13 protein-coding genes are annotated in these 14,160 nt (G+C 47.3%); 8 read left to right on the top strand and 5 right to left on the bottom strand.

The genetic code is table 11. The annotated features are described in order from the left end of the window. The first annotated feature begins 8 nt into the window (after positions 1-8). From BTA35_RS02615 to lpxC, 4 genes are all read left to right on the top strand, one after another. Positions 9-707 carry a cell division protein FtsQ/DivIB gene (locus tag BTA35_RS02615; RefSeq protein WP_077242859.1) on the top strand — a complete coding sequence of 233 codons (699 nt, stop codon included), beginning with the start codon at positions 9-11 and terminating at the stop codon, positions 705-707. A gap of 84 nt (positions 708-791) precedes the next feature. Further along, the gene (gene ftsA, locus BTA35_RS02610) at positions 792-2,063 is read left to right on the top strand and encodes a cell division protein FtsA (RefSeq protein ID WP_077242858.1); all 1,272 of its coding nucleotides are present in this window, start codon (positions 792-794) and stop codon (positions 2,061-2,063) included. A gap of 36 nt (positions 2,064-2,099) precedes the next feature. Continuing rightward, positions 2,100-3,278 (top strand): cell division protein FtsZ, encoded by a 1,179-nt coding sequence (ftsZ, locus tag BTA35_RS02605; protein ID WP_077242857.1) that lies wholly within the window; start codon positions 2,100-2,102, stop codon positions 3,276-3,278. A 132-nt stretch (positions 3,279-3,410) separates the two neighbouring features. Beyond that, complete coding sequence (gene lpxC, locus BTA35_RS02600; protein ID WP_077242856.1) at positions 3,411-4,322, top strand: UDP-3-O-acyl-N-acetylglucosamine deacetylase; 912 nt, start codon at positions 3,411-3,413, stop codon at positions 4,320-4,322. 70 nt (positions 4,323-4,392) lie between these two features. Here the strand turns inward: lpxC and BTA35_RS02595 are convergent, their stop codons facing one another. Further along, on the bottom strand, positions 4,393-4,851 hold the full coding sequence (locus BTA35_RS02595) for a DciA family protein (protein ID WP_077242855.1): 459 nt from the start codon (positions 4,849-4,851) through the stop codon (positions 4,393-4,395). 69 nt (positions 4,852-4,920) lie between these two features. Between BTA35_RS02595 and BTA35_RS18650 the strand changes: the two genes are divergently transcribed. The 4 genes from BTA35_RS18650 (at position 4,921) to BTA35_RS02575 (ending at position 11,025) form a co-directional block, all read left to right on the top strand. Continuing rightward, positions 4,921-5,850, top strand: a complete 930-nt coding sequence (locus BTA35_RS18650) for a M23 family metallopeptidase (protein ID WP_077242854.1) — start codon at positions 4,921-4,923, stop codon at positions 5,848-5,850. Between the two features lie 112 nt (positions 5,851-5,962). After that, entirely contained in the window at positions 5,963-8,677 is a 2,715-nt protein-coding gene (gene secA / locus BTA35_RS02585) for a preprotein translocase subunit SecA (protein WP_077242853.1), read from the top strand. A gap of 35 nt (positions 8,678-8,712) precedes the next feature. Next, positions 8,713-9,927 carry a bifunctional glutamate N-acetyltransferase/amino-acid acetyltransferase ArgJ gene (gene argJ / locus BTA35_RS02580; RefSeq protein WP_077242852.1) on the top strand — a complete coding sequence of 405 codons (1,215 nt, stop codon included), beginning with the start codon at positions 8,713-8,715 and terminating at the stop codon, positions 9,925-9,927. A gap of 147 nt (positions 9,928-10,074) precedes the next feature. Beyond that, positions 10,075-11,025: a Nudix family hydrolase gene (locus tag BTA35_RS02575; RefSeq protein WP_077242851.1), complete on the top strand. Its 951-nt coding sequence runs from the start codon at positions 10,075-10,077 to the stop codon at positions 11,023-11,025. Between the two features lie 117 nt (positions 11,026-11,142). Here BTA35_RS02575 and yacG read toward each other — a convergent pair whose 3' ends face one another. The 4 genes from yacG to BTA35_RS02555 are packed head-to-tail and all read right to left on the bottom strand — an operon-like array spanning position 11,143 to position 14,152. Continuing rightward, positions 11,143-11,349 (bottom strand): DNA gyrase inhibitor YacG, encoded by a 207-nt coding sequence (yacG, locus tag BTA35_RS02570; protein ID WP_077242850.1) that lies wholly within the window; start codon positions 11,347-11,349, stop codon positions 11,143-11,145. Between the two features lie 55 nt (positions 11,350-11,404). Further along, positions 11,405-12,031: a dephospho-CoA kinase gene (gene coaE, locus BTA35_RS02565; RefSeq protein ID WP_077242849.1), complete on the bottom strand. Its 627-nt coding sequence runs from the start codon at positions 12,029-12,031 to the stop codon at positions 11,405-11,407. 16 nt (positions 12,032-12,047) lie between these two features. Next, positions 12,048-12,923 carry a prepilin peptidase gene (locus BTA35_RS02560; protein ID WP_103989646.1) on the bottom strand — a complete coding sequence of 292 codons (876 nt, stop codon included), beginning with the start codon at positions 12,921-12,923 and terminating at the stop codon, positions 12,048-12,050. Then, positions 12,923-14,152 carry a type II secretion system F family protein gene (locus BTA35_RS02555; protein WP_077242847.1) on the bottom strand — a complete coding sequence of 410 codons (1,230 nt, stop codon included), beginning with the start codon at positions 14,150-14,152 and terminating at the stop codon, positions 12,923-12,925. The genes BTA35_RS02560 and BTA35_RS02555 overlap by 1 nt, the downstream gene beginning before the upstream one ends. Between the last annotated feature and the right edge of the window lie 8 nt (positions 14,153-14,160).

The following is a 14,160-nucleotide window of genomic DNA, read 5'->3' as shown; positions in this document are numbered from 1 at the left end:
GAGGTTGTGTGTTTAGTTTACCGGGGCGTATCAATTGGTTAAACCCTCTTGTATTAACTGGAGTTTTTGTTTTACTTGTGGCGGCACTTAAAGGAGTGCGGCCTTTACTTTATTGGCCGGTTGACGGTGTGCGGGTCGTTGGCTCTATCGAGCATGTGGATAAAAAACGCCTGCAATATGTTTTAGCTGAGACTTTATCTGTTGGCTTTTTGGCATCAGATCTTAACGAAGTAAAAGAAGGTGTTGAAAGCTTGCCATGGGTTGCTAAGGCTCAGGTCAGCCGGGTTTGGCCGGAGCAAATTGAAGTTGCTGTCACAGAAAAAAAACCTGTTGCAAATTGGTTGCAAAATGGCTTTCTTGACTCTAACCTAGACGCCTTTTTCCCTGCGGATCGTGTCGATCGTGAAGCATTGCCAAAACTTGCGGGTCCTAAAGGGTCCGGTAAGAGAGTTTGGGATTTTTATCGCGCTTTGTCCGCACGTGTTAAGCCTATTGGGCTCAGTATTGATGTCGTTTCTGTCGCTAAGCACGGAGCTTGGTCTGTTCATCTTGAGGATGGCCCGTGGTTATTAGTTGGTAAAGAGCAAACGACAGAGCGCATTGGCAGAATAGGGGCGGTGTACTCAAGTCTTAAAGACCGTTGGAGCGATGTCAGACTGATTGATCTTCGTTACCCGAACGGTTTTTCTGTTGAATGGGTGCAATAGAATTTATAATCTAGGGCTGAGCCTTGGATTTTTTAGTTTGTATTTTACGGTTTACGTTGACGCGTTGAGGAGAATGCCCGGCTTATGGCTGCAAATATGACGAACAACAACATGGTTGTCGGGCTCGATATCGGAACATCAAAAATTGTTGCCATCGTTGGCCACCGGACAGCAGATGGTGAAGTAGAGATTGTAGGTATAGGGTCACATCCTTCCCGGGGGCTGAAAAAAGGTGTTGTTATCAACATCGAGTCTACTGTCCTTTCTATCCAGCGTGCAATCGAAGAAGCTGAACTGATGGCCGGCTGTAATATCCACTCCGTCTATGTTGGTATTGCAGGTAGTCATATACGTAGTATGAACTCTGACGGTGTTGCGACGACCTCAAACCGGGAGGTGACAGAGGACGATATTGACCGGGTTGTCAGCTCTGCCCGTGAAAAAGCAACATCACGTATCACCACAGACCAGGAGATCATCCATGTTATTCCTCAGGAGTACACGATTGATCTTCATGAGGGTATCAAAGAGCCCCTCGGCATGTCTGGCCGTGAAATTAAAGTTCAGGTTCACTTAGTCACAGCTGCAGTTAATGCTATTCAGAATATTGTGAAGTGTGTTGGTCGTTGCGGTCTTGAGGTGGATGGCGTCATTCTGGAGCAACTGGCCTCCAGTTATGCTGTACTGAATGAAGATGAACGTGAGCTGGGTGTTTGCCTGGTCGATATTGGTGGTGGTACGACAGATATCGCTATATTTACAGAAGGTGCCATTAAGCACACTTCTGTTATTCCGATTGCAGGTGATCAGGTTACCAATGATATTGCGATGGCATTGCGTACCCCGACACAGAACGCGGAAGAGATTAAGATAAAATATGCATGTGCATTAACGCAGCTGGCGAGTGAAGAGCATGTATTCCAGGTGCCTAGTGTAGGGGAGCGTCCCCCGCAGGAGCTGTCACGGCAGCGTTTAGCGGAGGTTGTTGAGCCTCGTTATGAAGAACTTTTTACACTGGTTCTTGACGAGATACGCCGAAGTGGCTTCGAAGATCTGATTCCTGCGGGAATCGTGCTGACAGGCGGAACTTCGAAAATGGAAGGTGTTGTTCAGCTTGCTGAGGAAATTTTTCATATGCAAGTCAGGATTGCGTCGCCAAGTAACATCAAGGGGTTATCCGATGTTGTCGGAAACCCCATTTATTCGACGGGTGTCGGGTTGTTAGTCTATGGGCTGGAAAATACGGGAGCGACATCAAACTCTCGTGCAGCCTATATAGAAGAACAGTCCCCCGGGCAGGCTGATGATATGAGCATCGTTGAGAAGGTCAGAGGCTGGTTCAAGGGTAACTTCTGATTGAGCTGCGTTAAGTGCGTTTGAGGAGACTGAAACATGTTTGAGATTTTAGATAATGCAGCAAACGCCAATGCTGTCATCAAAGTTGTTGGTGTCGGTGGTGGTGGTGGTAATGCTGTTACCCATATGCTTCGTCACAACGTCGAAGGTGTTGACTTTATTGTTGCCAATACCGATGCACAGGCATTGAAAAAAGTTGAAGCAAAAAGCATTCTTCAACTGGGCAGTGAATTGACGAAAGGTTTGGGGGCCGGAGCTAACCCAGAGGTTGGTCGTCAGGCTGCCCTTGAAGACCGTGAGCGTATCGCAGAGCTGTTGAATGGCTCGGATATGGTGTTTATTGCCGCAGGAATGGGGGGTGGTACAGGTACAGGCGGTGCTCCGGTCATTGCAGAGGTTGCCCGCGAGTTGGGTATACTGACGGTTGCTGTTGTGACTAAGCCTTTCCCGTTTGAAGGTCGTAAGCGTATGGCTATTGCCGACCAGGGGATTCAGGCTCTTTCTGAACATGTGGACTCTCTGATTACAATCCCAAATGAGAAGCTTCTGACGGCCTTGGGTAAAAACACCAGCCTGCTACAGGCTTTTGGTGAAGCTAATAATGTACTTCTTGGTGCTGTACAAGGGATTGCAGATCTGATTACCCGTCCGGGGATGATCAATGTCGATTTCGCTGACGTGCGTACGGTGATGTCAGAAAAAGGCATGGCAATGATGGGTACAGGTACTTCCAGCGGTGAAAACAGAGCAATTGAAGCGACTGAGAAAGCTATTCGAAGCCCTCTGCTGGAAGATATCGATTTGCGGGATGCTCGTGGTATTTTGGTGAATATCTCCGCTGGGTCTGATTTCTCAATTGGCGAGTTTACCGCTGTGGGTGATTTGCTGGACGAGTTTTCTTCGGAGCATTCGACAGTTGTTATTGGAACCTCAATTGATCCTGAAATGGACAGCAATGATGAGGTAAAGGTGACTGTTGTCGCTGCAGGGCTTGAGCAGGATCGGGCTACCCAGGCTCCTAAGCCTGTTGCTACCACCACTGCTGCTACTAAGCCGCAAACATCTGCAGCACCGGTTGACTACACAAAGCTTGACAGGCAACCGGCAATTAATCGTAAAGAACAAGATGCTGCTGCGGTTAAAAAGCAAGCTGAGAATAAATCTGATATGGATTATCTGGATATTCCTGCTTTTTTACGTCGTCAGGCTGATTAATTAAGGCTAGCTCTTAATTTTAATTAATCCCAAACGAAACATCTGCAAAAATGCAATAAACTCGGTGGTGGCTTTTACTGCGTATCTGTTAAGATATGGTTAATTCCTACCCAAAAGATAAAAGATATAGTCATGATAAAACAGCGGACTCTCAAGAATACAATTCGAGCAACAGGTGTTGGTCTTCACTCCGGTGAGAAAGTGTACTTAACCCTGCGTCCGGCTGCTGTCGATACCGGTATCGTTTTTCGACGTACTGATCTTGACCCGGTAGTCGAAATAAAGGCTACTGCGACTAATGTCAGTGAGACAACCATGTCCACGACAATTTCTCAGGGTGATGTCAAAGTTGGTACCGTAGAGCATTTGCTATCTGCTTTGGCTGGTTTGGGGATTGATAACCTGTACGTTGAAGTAAGTGCGCCTGAAGTTCCTATTATGGATGGTAGTTCAGGGCCTTTTGTCTTTTTAGTTCAGTCTGCAGGAATTCAGGAGCAAGAGGCGGCTAAGAAATTTATTCGTATTAATAAGTCTATTGTTGTTGAAGAGGGTGATAAGAGTGCATCCTTCTTACCCTATGATGGTTTTAAGGTTTCTTTTGCTATCGACTTTGATCATCCTGTTTTTGCATCTCAGCGTCAGAAAATCTCTATTGATTTTTCAAGTACCTCTTTTGTTAAAGAAGTAAGTCGGGCGCGTACTTTCGGCTTTATGCAGGATATCGAATTCCTTCGTTCGAAGAATTTAGCCCTTGGTGGCAGTATGGATAATGCCATTGTTGTTGATGAGTACAGTATCCTCAACGAAGATGGCTTACGGTATGAAGACGAGTTTGTTCGCCATAAGGTGCTTGATGCTATCGGCGATCTCTACTTGCTGGGTTATGGCTTGGTCGGAGAGTTTAAAGGTGTTAAGTCAGGTCACGGACTAAATAATAAGTTGCTACGTGAGCTGCTCCAGCATGAAGATTGCTACGATGTGATAACCTTTGATGAGGCCGAGGCATCTCCGATTTCATACATGAAGCCTGCGGCAGCAGGATAATGCTTTCCAGATTTTTTAAAAACCTCCCAGCTGGGAGGTTTTTTATACCCGCGATTTTACCCGTTACCGATTAATCGGGTTGACGGATATGTCTTGCCAGCCTCGATAGGCTTTTTTGTAGCTCTGGGTCACTACATTTCTCTGCCGCGAAAGTGACATCGGCCGCTATTTTCTCTGAGCGATGAGGCCTTTCGATAGGACGGTCTGCTTTCTTAATGCTATCAGGGCGAACCTTGATGGTCACTTTTTCTATTTTTGCCCAGGAATAACGCTGATTTATTTTCTGCATTAATAATCTTTGCTGTAGCCTGAGTCGGGTCAACAGTGCTGCGGATGTGATGTGTATAATGATTTCGCTTCGGCTGATATTTGCCACTTTGGCTTTGCCATTCATTGCGGATGGCAATATTGATGAGATCTCTGTATCTAACTGTTGCAGAACCTCTGCTTTGTGAAACAGCTTGGAGAGTAAGGTGTTTTCTTTGTTAATAATCTCATTAAGGCGTTTTGTCGAGCGGTGTGATCGCATATACTGTGCCTGTAATAATAGGTCGGGTAAAAAGTATTTTGTATACGGAAATAGCAAAAGGTTTGTTTAATGAATATCGTAATTTTCAATGATAGCCATTCAGCGTCGAAAAACCTACACATCCCAGGTTGGATGATAGGTGTTCTTTTGACGGTATTCATTTTTGCTCCTCTGTCTGTTGGCAGTGTTGGTCTTTATATGGCGCTGAATAATGAATCTCCTCTGTTGACAGAAGAATCAGCGCAGGAGTGGCTGCAGGATATTCGGAAACAAAAAGAAGATATTGATGTACTCCGCCGTAATTCCCAGGAACAGTTGGATGCGCTAACTGTGCGTATTGCTGAGCTACAGGCGCGCCTTGTCCGGCTGGATGCTTTGGGTAAGCGTTTGACTCACATCGCTGACCTTGAAGAGGGTGAGTTTGATTTTGATCGCACACCTCCCGTTGGTGGCCCTGAGGCGATGGAGATGGGCGTTAGTGTAGAAGTTGATGATTTTGTTTCGACGATTGATGACCTAGCCAGAACGATTGATGATCGCGAACAGCAGCTCCAGGTTATTGAGTCATTGTTGGGCAGTCGTAAAATTCAGGATGATGTTTTTATTGCCGGCCGCCCAATTAAGAAGGGCTGGTTATCATCGAAGTACGGTAAGCGTACCGACCCATTTACCGGCCGTATTGCTTGGCATGAAGGTGTCGATTTCGCAGGTAAAGATGGCTCTGATGTGATCGCAGTGGCAGCAGGTGTTGTTACCTGGGCTGGTCCCCGATACGGTTATGGGTTATTGGTTGAAGTGGATCATGGCGATGGCTATACCACTCGTTATGCTCATAATAAAAAGGCTCTGGTTAAACCCGGTGATATTGTGAGTAAAGGACAAGTGCTCTCTTTGATGGGGAGTAGTGGTCGATCCACCGGCCCCCATGTTCATTACGAAGTGAGGCATAGGGGGCGCTCTATGGACCCCGCCAAGTTTATTTATCGCGCAAGCCGATAAACCCCGTTTGAATCATTTCTGCCCGCATAAGTACATGTTACTATGCGGGCAGAATTTTTTTATTTTTCCGTGCCTTAACGCTCTTATGCGTCCTCATAGCTGAAGAAATAACATGGTTGCATCTCTTTTAAAAAAAATTATTGGTAGTAAAAATGACCGTGAACTGAAGCGGTTGAGAAAGACGGTTAACATAATTAACGGTCTGGAAGATCAAATAAAGCCCCTATCTGATGAGCAGCTACAGGCTAAAACTGTAGATTTCCGGGAACGCCTGGGAAAAGGTGAAGCTCTGGACGCCTTACTCCCGGAAGCTTTTGCCGTATGCCGTGAAGCCAGTGCCCGTGTCATGGGTATGCGTCACTTTGATGTACAGCTTATTGGTGGTATGGCTCTTAATAGCGGTAAAATTGCTGAAATGCGTACCGGTGAAGGTAAAACCCTGGTAGCGACTCTTGCGGTATATTTGAATGCACTGCCTTCTAAGGGTGTGCATGTTGTAACTGTAAATGATTACTTAGCACGCCGTGACGCCGAATGGATGCGCCCGCTTTATGAGTTTCTGGGGCTGACTGTTGGTGTTTCTGTTCCTGGTATGACCTCTGAACAGAAACGTGAAGCCTATGCCTGTGATATTACCTACGGTACTAACAACGAGTTCGGCTTCGACTACCTTCGTGACAACATGGCGTTCAGCCTTGAAGACCGTGTTCAGCGTGATCTTCATTTTGCAGTTGTGGATGAGGTCGATTCGATTCTGATCGATGAAGCCCGCACACCACTGATTATCTCTGGTGCCGTTGAAGACAGCTCGGAGATGTATCGCACGATCAATGCATTGATTCCTCAGCTTCAGGAGTGCATTGAAGAGGGGGGTGAAGGTCATTTTACTAAAGATGAAAAGCACCGCACGGTAGAATTAACAGAAGACGGTCACCAGTTTGTTGAGAATCTGCTGATTGAGAAGGGCTTGCTGCCTGAAGGTGAAAGTCTTTATGCGCCAGCAAACCTGGGCTTGCTGCATCATATTAATGCGGGACTGCGTGCTCATAACCTATTCCAGCGTGATGTACATTATATTGTGCAGGATAATGAAATCGTTATCGTTGACGAGCATACAGGGCGTACCATGCCTGGCCGTCGCTGGTCTGAAGGCTTGCACCAGGCTGTTGAGGCCCGTGAAGGGGTTACGATTCAGAATGAAAGCCAGACTTTGGCTTCAACGACCTTCCAGAACTATTTCCGTTTGTATGAAAAACTTTCAGGCATGACGGGAACCGCAGATACTGAAGCTTTTGAGTTTCATCAGATTTACAGTCTTGACGTGGTGGTTATCCCTCCGAATAAAACGGTTCAGAGGAAAGACCTGAATGATCTTATTTTTCTGACGATGGAAGATAAGTTTAATGCCATTATTAAAGACGTTAAATATGAGGTGGAGCGCCAACGTCCGGTCTTGGTTGGTACGGCTTCTATTGAGGCGTCTGAGTATCTGAGTCGCCTGCTGACTAAGGCAGATGTTAAGCATAATGTTCTGAATGCCAAACAGCACGATAGAGAAGCTCATATCATTGCTCAGGCGGGTCGCCCGGGTGCTGTAACGATTGCTACAAATATGGCAGGCCGTGGTACCGACATTGTTTTAGGTGGCAGCTGGGAGAATGAAATTGAACGGCTGGAATCTCCTGACCAGGAACAGATTGATAAAATTAAGGCGGAATGGAAAATACGCCACGATGCTGTTTTAGATGCTGGTGGCCTGCATGTGATCGGCTCTGAACGTCACGAATCACGTCGTATTGATAACCAGCTCCGGGGGCGTTCAGGCCGCCAGGGTGACCCTGGTTCTACCCGCTTCTTTTTGTCTTTAGAAGATGACCTGATGCGCTTGTTCGCCTCTGAGCGTGTGCGTGGATTTATGCAAGCTCTGGGGATGGAAAATGGCGAAGCCATTGAGCACCGTATGGTGACCAATGCGATTGAGAAAGCGCAACGCAAAGTTGAAGGGCGCAACTTCGATATCCGTAAGCAGCTGCTAGAATATGATGATGTTGCCAACGACCAGCGTTCTGTTGTTTATCAGCAGCGAGAAGACGTTCTGAAGAGTGAGTCGATTGCTGAGATCATAGACTCAATTCGTAGTGATGTCGTAAACGATGCAATCAGTACCTTTATTCCTCCGCAAAGTATGCCAGAACAGTGGGATGTCGCCGGCCTGGAAGCACACCTTGAGGCTGAATTTGCGCTGCGCTTGCCAATTCAGCAGTGGCTGGATGATGATCAGCAACTGTTTGAAGATAGTCTGCGGGAAAAAATTCTTGCGGAATTATCGCAACTTTATCGCGATAAAGAAGCCCATGTCGGCGAAGGCACGATTCGTCAGTTTGAAAAACAAGTGCTTCTTCAGGTATTGGATACTCGCTGGAAAGAGCACCTTGCGGCCATGGATCATCTTCGTCAGGGGATTCACTTGCGAGGCTATGCGCAGAAAAATCCTAAGCAGGAGTATAAGCGCGAATCCTTTGAGTTGTTCCAGGAGATGCTGGGCAATATCAAGCATGATGCAATTCGTATTCTGAGCCATGTTCGGGTACAGCAGGAAGCTGATGTTGAAGAGATGGAGCGCCGCCGCCGGGAAGCACAGGAAGAGCAGGCCTACCAGTATCAGCATGCAGAAACGAATGCTATGGGGGCTGAGCAGGAAGATATACCGCAGGATGAGAATGCAGCTCAACCCTTTGTACGCGAAGGCCGGAAAGTTGGTCGTAATGAGCCTTGTCCGTGTGGCTCCGGAAAAAAATATAAGCAGTGTCACGGTAAACTGAGTTAAGCGAAAACTGTCATCAGATATTGAGGAGTGTGGTCATGGCCGTTGGCCCATCGGAGTTACCTGTATTTAATACCATTTCAGGTGTGCGTTTAGGTGTTGCTTGTGCCGGGATCAAAAAGCCGGGGCGTAAAGATGTTGTTGTTATTGAGTGCCCGGCAGATGCAACCGTTGCCAGTGTATTTACTAAGAATGCTTTCTGTGCTGCCCCCGTACAGGTGGCAAAAAAACATCTGGAAAAAGCATCGCCACGCTATTTTCTGGTAAATACCGGTAATGCCAATGCCGGTACTGGCTCTGGCGGTGTTGATGCTGCGGCTCGTTGCTGCGCCTCGCTTGCGGAGAAGACCGGTGTTGCTGATTATGAAGTACTACCTTTCTCAACAGGTGTGATCGGTGAGCCACTACCGGTTGATAAAATAGAAGCGGTTCTGGCTGATGCGGTAGCTGACCTGTCAGAGAATAACTGGGCTTCTGCAGCAGAGGGTATTTTGACGACAGATACCCGCCCTAAAGGTGCTGTTGCAACTGTTGAGATCAATGGGGAAACGGTTCATATCAGTGGTATTTCCAAAGGCTCAGGTATGATTAAACCCAATATGGCAACCATGTTGGGCTATATTGCAACAGATGCCAAAATTGATCAGGTATTGCTGCAACAGATGCTTACTGTAACGACCAATCGTTCGTTTAATCGCATCACAATTGACAGTGATACATCGACGAATGATGCCTGCATGCTGGTTGCTACCGGACGATCTGCTGTTATTACAGCTGATGATACGGCTGCTGTTGAAGCTTTCCAGCAAGCACTGGATAGTGTCTCCCAACCTTTAGCCCACGCTATTGTTAAAGATGGTGAAGGTGCAACAAAATTTGTTGAGATCTCCGTCACCCATGCAGGCGATAGTGAAGAAGCTCTTGAAGTTGCCTTTACGGTCGCCCACTCACCCCTGGTTAAAACGGCGCTTTTTGCCAGTGATGCTAACTGGGGACGAATTCTTGCTGCTGTGGGGCGTGCTGATGTGAGACAACTGGCTGTTGATAATATCAATATCTGGCTGGGCGATGTTCAAATCGTTGAGATGGGTGGCCGCTGCGCTACTTATACAGAAGAAGCCGGTTCCGCTGTTATGGCTCAGGAAAATATCTCTATTCGTATCGATTTGGCTCGTGGTGAATCAGCCGAAACCGTTTGGACAACAGATCTGTCGCATGATTATGTCAGCATTAATGCTGACTATCGTAGTTAGAGACTGTATCTGTTTTCCGACTGAAAATGATTGAGTAGACTCCAGAGGGTAGGGTGCAGATTGATGTGGCAATAATCGTCATTGTCGCTTGTCATTGATCGGCATCCTGCTTTTTTTGTTTTTGATACTAAGAAGTACAGGTGCCCTATGCCCAAGCATCTTCATGTTGCCGCTGCTGTTGTGCGTAATGATAAAGGTGAAATCTTGATTGCCCGCCGTCCTGCTACTGTTGATCAGGGGGGACTCTGGGAGTTTCCCGGTGGCAAGCTGGCCCCCTATGAAACAGGCCGTCAGGCATTAGACCGGGAGTTATGTGAAGAGGTCGGGATTCAGGTTGAATCCGCTTCTCCGCTGATCCGTATCCATCACCGCTATCCGGAGCGCGCCGTTCTGTTGGATGTTTGGCAGGTTAGTGCTTTTTCTGGTGAAGCATATGGGCGTGAAGGGCAGGCGGTTCGCTGGGTTAAAGAAGAAGACCTGTCGCAATACAGTTTTCCTGAAGCCAATAAGCCGATCCTCAAAGCACTGCGCCTGCCAGATCACTATATGATCACAGGTGATGCAGAGAACGAGGAGCAGTGGTTGCAGAAGCTTCATGTGGCACTTAATACAGATATTGAACTTGTTCAGTTTCGTGCCCATGACCTCTCTGAAGAGGAGTTTGTTAAACGTGCTAATGCTGCCTTGGAGTTGACACGGAAAGCTGGTGCTTTACTGCTTTTGAATGCGGAGCCGTCCATACTTGACAGGGTTGATGCTGACGGTATTCACCTCACGACTGAACGCCTGTCTCATTATGCCAGTCGGCCGATTCCTGCGGGTAAATGGTTATCCTGTGCCTGTCATAATCCTACGCAGCTTCAGATGGCCCAAGCTTTGGGTGCAGATATGGTTACGTACAGCCCTGTGCTGGCAACGGAAAGCCACCCGGGTGTCGAGCCTTTGGGCTGGCAGGAGTTTCATAATGCCATTGAGCCTATTCCTGTACCTGTTTATGCGCTGGGAGGCCTTGGCCGTGCGGATATTCGTCGGGCTCGGGGTTTAGGGGGGCAAGGTGTTGCGGGGATTCGGGCTTTTTGGCCCCAGGGAGCCGTCTGATTTTCTGATGGCTTATCCGCTGCTGTGCATGCTGCCCGATCTTTCCTTGGTCTAATGATGCATACCCCAATGAGTGTACGTTACGCATTGGGGTACTCAGGGCTCAATTGGGGCGGTTTAATCTTTAGGGTACATATCCATTAAGTCACTACTGGCCTCATCAAAAGCGCTCTCACCAGCAATTTTATGGTTTTCACTGGCCCATTCTCCCAGATCAATCAGGCGACAACGATCACTGCAAAAAGGTCGGTGTATACTCGCTTCATTCCAGATAACATCTGTTTTACACGTTGGGCACTTTACGGTCAGTGGTTTTTTAGACATCTTCACATCCGGTTAACAAAAGGTCATTTGATTCAACTGTGCCTGGCTTTACTCGTCAGGCTTGTGTTTTGGTATGCTGCTCCGCCAGTTTCAGGTAGTGATGATGAGCCTTCAGGCATTCAGACTGCAGGTAAGTCAGGTCACGGTTATTAACAATGATATCATCCGCCTTCTTCCGACGTTCATCTCGTGTCATCTGAGCCTTGAGAATAGCCTTAACCCCCTCGCTATTGCTCTGGTCCCTCATCATTGTGCGTTCTATCTGAAGTGCTTCCGGCACATCGATTAAGAGTACTCTGTCCGTCAGCTGGTTTTGCCCACTTTCAAACAAAAGAGGTGAAACCAAGATGCTGTAAGGCGAGTCTGAGTCTGCCAGTTTGTCGATGATACGCTGACGTATGGCTGGGTGGGTTACTGATTCCAGCCAGCGTCGCTCTTCAGGGTGCTGGAATATCCTGTCTCGGAGCCATGAACGGTTCAGGGAGCCATCCGGATTCAGAGACCCAGGGCCAAAATGTTCTGATATTTTAGCCAGTGTATCTGTACCCGCTTTAACAACGGCCCTGGCCTCTATATCTGCATCAACAATGCAGATATTTAGTGTGGCAAAGTAATCTGACGCGGCCGTTTTTCCGGAGCCGATACCCCCGGTAAGACCAATGACTAACCTGGTTGTGTTCATGGGATCTTTTCAAACCTTAAAGAAATAGCTTAGCCATAATGGCGCGCACGGTATCAGGAAATGCGAGGCAGAGCCAGCCCGAAAAAGCCAAAGCGGGCCCAAATGGAACTCCCCCTTGGTGTCCCCGGTTCTTTGTCTTGTAGGCGAGCCCTATGATGAGTCCCGTAAGGGCGCTTATAATTAGCAAGGCTGGTAAAAAACTGGCTCCCAGCCATGCACCCAGTGCAGAAAGGAGTTTGAAGTCCCCGTAACCCATACCCTCCTTCCCTGTGATCAGCTTGAACAGCCAATAAATGCTCCAGAGTATCAGATAGCCTAACGCGGCTCCCCAGAGGGCTTCATTCAGAAAAGGAGGTTGATAAATGCTCTGATACAGCAAGCCACCCCAAAGTAAAGGCAGGGTCAGCCGGTCAGGTAGAAGGAAGGTTTTAAGATCGATAATACTGAGTGCCAGGAGTAGTAGGCTGACTATAAAGAAAGCGATGCCTTCCGGTGATAAACCAAATAGCTGCCAGCTGATAACGGCAAAAAAGCCAGAGGTTATTTCAACAAGAGGGTACTGAAACGAGATCGTACTTTTACAGTTGTTACAGCGGCCTTTTAATACCAGGTAGCTAATAACCGGTATGTTTTGCCATGCTTTTACCGGAGCCTGACAAGCTGGACAGTGAGAACCGGGCCATGCGAGGTTAAACTGTTTACTATTCTGCTCCGTCTGGCTGTTAGAGGGCAGGCCTGGTGACGGGCACTGCTCCATAAACTCCCTGTGCATCATCAGAGGTAAGCGGTAAATAACGACATTAAGAAAACTTCCCAGTAGTAGGCCGATCAAAGTCACTAATATAACGCTAACGATTGGCTCTTTATCCAGAAGGTAGATTAGTTCGTTCATCAGAAAAGGCTGCCCATTTTGAAGATAGGTAAATACATGGCAAGTACCAGTCCTCCTACCATAGTACCAAGCACAGCCACAACAATGGGCTCCAACAGAGTTGTCATACTTTCCACTGCATCATCAACTTCCTCTTCATAGAAATCTGCGACTTTATTCAACATGCTATCCAATGACCCTGACTCTTCTCCAATCGAGACCAGCTGTATCACCATCACAGGGAAGGCTTGCGTGGTTTTTAAGGCGAAATTTAATTGCTGACCTACTGAAATATTATCTCTGGCCTGAATGATGGCTCTGGTAAAAACTCTATTACCAGCAGCTCCTGCTGCCGATGCCATAGACTCTATCAAGGGAACTCCCGATGCAAACGAGGTTGAGAGTGTTCGGGAAAATCTCGCGATAGACGATTTACGCAGAATGGGGCCAATAACCGGTAGTTTAAGCATCAGAGCGTCCATACGGTAAGCGAAAAGTTCTGAAGATTTGTAGCTTCGAATAAAAAACAGAGGAATCATAGTGAGAAGACTCACGATTAGCCACCAACCTTGCTGAACCCATTCAGAAAGCCCGAGAACAGCTCTGGTTATTGCCGGAAGTTCTGCGTTAAAGCTGTTAAATAATGATTCAAATTGAGGAATAACTTTAAGTAGTAAGATCAGTATGACAAGGATGCCGATGGCTATGACTGCGGCCGGATAATAGAGCGCTTTTTGGATCTTAGTTTTAATGCGTTCGGTCTTCTCCTGATACATGGCCAGCCGATCCAGCATCGTGTCCAGTGAGCCTGATTGTTCGCCAGCCTCGACGAGGTTGCAGAAAAGCTTATCAAAAACCTTGGGATGTTTTCGTAGCCCCATACTCAGCATATGCCCATCAGCTACTTCATTTCGGACACTGAATATGACTGTCTGCATAGCCGCATTTTCAAGACCTTCTGCGATCACGTTAAGAGACTGTATCAGGGGAACACCAGCCCGAAGCATAGTGGCAAGCTGGCGGGTAAACAGGGTTGTTTCCCGTGATGTTATTTTTTGTTTGCCGATGCCAAAGCGAACAGGCTTCTTTTTGCGGATTCTCTTTGGTGTAATGCCTTGTTTTCGCAGATAGATCTTTGCTCTGTTCAGGCTTAGTGCCTGAAGTTCACCATGAGCTTTATTACCGGACTGATCAACACCGTGCCAGCTGAATACTGAATATGGCTGCTTTTGTTTTTCTGGTTTTATCATCGTGTCTT

The organism is Oceanospirillum linum, from assembly GCF_001995095.2.
Lineage (GTDB): Bacteria > Pseudomonadota > Gammaproteobacteria > Pseudomonadales > Halomonadaceae > Oceanospirillum > Oceanospirillum linum.
The sequence above is the reverse complement of the archived record's forward strand: the minus strand, read 5'-3'. Positions and strand labels throughout refer to the sequence as shown.

Coding starts and splice junctions, on each gene's coding strand:
- ftsA (WP_077242858.1), top strand. CDS start 792: ATGGCTGCAAATATGACGAACAACAACATGGTTGTCGGGCTCGATATC.
- ftsZ (WP_077242857.1), top strand. CDS start 2,100: ATGTTTGAGATTTTAGATAATGCAGCAAACGCCAATGCTGTCATCAAA.
- lpxC (WP_077242856.1), top strand. CDS start 3,411: ATGATAAAACAGCGGACTCTCAAGAATACAATTCGAGCAACAGGTGTT.
- BTA35_RS02595 (WP_077242855.1), bottom strand. CDS start 4,851: ATGCGATCACACCGCTCGACAAAACGCCTTAATGAGATTATTAACAAA.
- BTA35_RS18650 (WP_077242854.1), top strand. CDS start 4,921: ATGAATATCGTAATTTTCAATGATAGCCATTCAGCGTCGAAAAACCTA.
- secA (WP_077242853.1), top strand. CDS start 5,963: ATGGTTGCATCTCTTTTAAAAAAAATTATTGGTAGTAAAAATGACCGT.
- argJ (WP_077242852.1), top strand. CDS start 8,713: ATGGCCGTTGGCCCATCGGAGTTACCTGTATTTAATACCATTTCAGGT.
- BTA35_RS02575 (WP_077242851.1), top strand. CDS start 10,075: ATGCCCAAGCATCTTCATGTTGCCGCTGCTGTTGTGCGTAATGATAAA.
- yacG (WP_077242850.1), bottom strand. CDS start 11,349: ATGTCTAAAAAACCACTGACCGTAAAGTGCCCAACGTGTAAAACAGAT.
- coaE (WP_077242849.1), bottom strand. CDS start 12,031: ATGAACACAACCAGGTTAGTCATTGGTCTTACCGGGGGTATCGGCTCC.
- BTA35_RS02560 (WP_103989646.1), bottom strand. CDS start 12,923: ATGAACGAACTAATCTACCTTCTGGATAAAGAGCCAATCGTTAGCGTT.
- BTA35_RS02555 (WP_077242847.1), bottom strand. CDS start 14,152: ATGATAAAACCAGAAAAACAAAAGCAGCCATATTCAGTATTCAGCTGG.